Below are 3,418 nucleotides of genomic sequence, written 5' to 3' on the forward strand. Positions count from 1 at the left end.
TAGCATCATGGCACCGGGGACCATTTTTACTATGGCTGGGGAGCAGTACCGCTATTTGGAGAATATGAGTAGTGGGAATCATCTGATTATTCGGAATGACTCTTTCCTTGGAGAAGGTGTTTTCCAACAGGATAATCGCCTTAACACATGGTACGCTGCTCTTGACCCAGCAGTTCAAGCTATGACTCAACCTGTAGCGGATAGCTTTGACACAGGAGTTGTGGCGGATGCTGATATCGTTTGGGAGGGGCAGAATAGATGGTTAACAGCCAATCTGCATGCATTCCCAGAAGTTGAGGCAGATACAACCCAAGTTGATCCAAGCGGTACCCCGCGGGCCTTTGCACTTTCCTTGGCAGATGTAGTTCGTCTATCAGGACCGGGTAGGGCATTTACTGATTTTTCTAATCGAGCAACAGATCAGGGAGAAAATGATGGTTGGCTCCTTCGCACTCCTAGTGTTGTGAGTGGTCACAGGGTTTGGTTAGTTGGTTCTTCTTTGCACAATCTTCAAGGTCAACTAAGTGGAGCAGGTTATGGTACTGGTCCAGCGGCTCCGAATAGAGGTGTCCGCCCCGCAATCATCGTTCACCAATAACAGAATTATCCCTATAATAATGCAAGATTCTGAAACATAGATATAGGGACCAGTCGACTCAAAAGAAAAATCGCTTGCCATGGCACTCCTGCGTGTCAAGAACAAGCGATTTTTTGATGTTTAAACTTTACAAGTCTCTCTCAACTTAGTGTTTCTGGTCCCTCATACTGCTTTTTCGCTTTACAAAATCATAACCAATAAATAAAAAGATACCAACAAAGAAACAAGTTAGCCCAGCCTTAAGCCCTTGCGGGAAAAATTGAAGCTCTACCTTATGTTGTCCTGTAGGAGCGTCCAGTTTCATGAAACCTTGCTGCGCCCTATCTAGTTTAACCGGTTTTCCATCCAGCTTAGCAGTCCACCCTTTATCGTAAGGAAGTGTGAGGAAGAGCTGTCCAGAGCTGTCTGCTTTGTAAGTCAGATGAATTCCATTTTTGACTTGTTCCGTCTTGACTTCTGTTTTTTTCAAGCTATCGATAGCCGTTTGATATTTATTTGTATCCAGAGCCCAGAACCTTGTTGTTCCAAAAGAAACTTGAGTATTTTCTGGAAAAGAAATACTTACTTTTAATGGCGTAGCCTTTGCAAAGTAACCTAAATTATAAAAGTTTCCGACATTCTTGCTGTTCACATTATAAACATGGAGGATTTTTGCACCAGCACTGATACTGATCGTCGTTGTTTTTGAATTTTGACTGAGATAGCTCACATTAGGAAGCTCAAGATAAATCTGACTATGGGCAGGAGCTGTAAGATCATAACTTACAGAAGCACCGCCCTCTTCTCCCAATTTTCGTGTAAGAGTAACTTGATTTTTATTTCCTGATATATTACTGTTGCTGGTTTCAGAGTTTGCATAGAACTGAGTGAAATATTTTTCATCACGCTGTGTCAGATGGTTGAGAAAGGACTCTTGATTTTTCAAGAATTCTTTTTTATTGTCAATAAGTGGCGCATCTTTAAATTCATTCTGAACAAATATACCTAAAGACAGGGCATTTTTATTTTCAAATAAATAAGGCTTCATTTGTTTAAAACCATATTTTTCTGGTTGAAATTGATTGATATTATAATTTATAGAAAGCAGCGAATCCATGATTAGAGTATTCTCAGGATAGCGGAGGTTAAGATAGGTGCCATCCGCATGAAATCCTAGGAGTTTCATGATTTTACTGGAGTTACTGTTACGAACGGAAGAAAACTGGGACAGTGCATTATAGTTATATTTCATGCCGTCATTTGCAGTGTCAGGCGCTATATTTTCAGTTCGGACAAAGGTATTGCCTGTCCGAGAATGGACATTTGCGATAAGTGGTTGTATGAACTCTGTTTGGGTATTGTAATAATTTCTACTGGCAAAATTCCATTCTCTTTTGATACCAGAAAGCTGATAATAAGTATTTAGACCAGCCTCTGCGGCCATAAATAGAGAAAGGATAATAAGTAAAGGACGCCAAGGAAGCCACTTTTTGAAGAAAGTCAAGGCACCCAGAAAGTAAGCCAGTATAAAAAGTAATGTAAGGAGAACATGAAGCGCATAAATATAAGGGTATCCTCCCAGCAAGGCTGTGATAATAAAAGCAAAGGTAAGGAAGATAAAAGGCAATAAAAGCATCCATAATTTTACTTGCCTGTAACGTGTGAGCGTTTCACAAGCCAAGAGTAAAATGATCAAAGAAAAGAGGAAAGCATAACGATGTAAAAACATGTTAGGCGAATGCATGCCTTGCCATGCTAAATCTAAAAATTGAAGATAGAAAGAAGCAATCAGAAGAGTAAACAAAGCACCAAATGCAAGTTTAGTCCGCCACTTGACGTGAGGGAGGAAGAAGAAAGTGAGGGCAAGAACAAGAGGCAGAAGCCCAAGATAAATCATTGGTACAGCGTTGTACTGTGTGGTGTCATAGGCACCAATGAAGTTTTTAGAAAAAAGATCAAAAAGATCAGAATTCTGAGTCCAGAGCGCATTTATTTGCGAGACAGCCTGGCTATTGTTTGCTTTCAAGTCTAGATACATGGGCAATAGCATAATTAAGCTTGTGAAAGCAGACAAAGCAGAGGTGAGAGCAAAATCAAAAAATTTTCTCCACGACCATTTTTGGAATGTTGAACGCGCCAGAAAGTAAAAAATGAGGAAAATAGCAACCATAAAACCAAAGTAGTAATTTTGGATAAATAAGATGCTTAAGGTAATAAAATAGAGACGACGTTTTCCAAAGTCTTGCAGCGCATGCATTCCCCATATGATTAAGGGAAGCCAAATGAAGACATCCAGCCACATAATAATTTCCACTTGACTTGTTAAGAAGCTCATTAGGGCAAATGAAGTTGACAGAGCAAGGATGAGGAGAGAAGGAATTTTCTTATACATATTTTTCAATGCAACAAAGCTAGAGAGTCCAATCGTACCAAACTTTAAAAGCGTGATCAGATAGAGCGCATCAGGCATATTATGAACATTGAAAAAATAAGTAATGGGAATGAAGAAACTCCCCATATAGTAAGCCGAAAAGGCATAAAGATTGAGCCCCAAACCATTGGTGAAAGTATAGAGAAATCCTAGGTTACTATTATGAAGAATATCGCGATAGAGGGTGTGAATAGCGACATACTGATGATAGGCATCGCCAGCAAGAATAGAAGTATCACTCCCCCAATAAATGCCGAGGAAGGCAAAAGCCACCGCGAGCAATCCAACAGGGAGAAGAAAACTTCCTAGGAGCAACCAAATATTTTTCTTGATAAAATCAAACATGCTTTTATTATAACCTAATTTGTAAAAGAAAAACTGGATTATGAAAAGAACCAAGTAAAATAGAC

1 protein-coding gene and 1 pseudogene are annotated in these 3,418 nt (G+C 39.6%); one reads left to right on the forward strand and one right to left on the reverse strand.

The annotated features are described in order from the left end of the window. Window positions 1-598, forward strand: a pseudogene (locus tag B4H39_RS06940) (hypothetical protein); the annotation flags it as partial. 145 nt (window positions 599-743) lie between these two features. On the opposite strand, the gene B4H39_RS06945 reads toward B4H39_RS06940, so the two are convergent. Then, on the reverse strand, window positions 744-3,353 hold the full coding sequence (locus B4H39_RS06945) for a YfhO family protein (protein WP_251424004.1): 2,610 nt from the start codon (window positions 3,351-3,353) through the stop codon (window positions 744-746). Window positions 3,354-3,418 lie beyond the last annotated feature (65 nt).

Source organism: Lactococcus sp. UBA7128 (assembly GCF_002492185.1).
Classification (GTDB): domain Bacteria; phylum Bacillota; class Bacilli; order Lactobacillales; family Streptococcaceae; genus Lactococcus; species Lactococcus muris.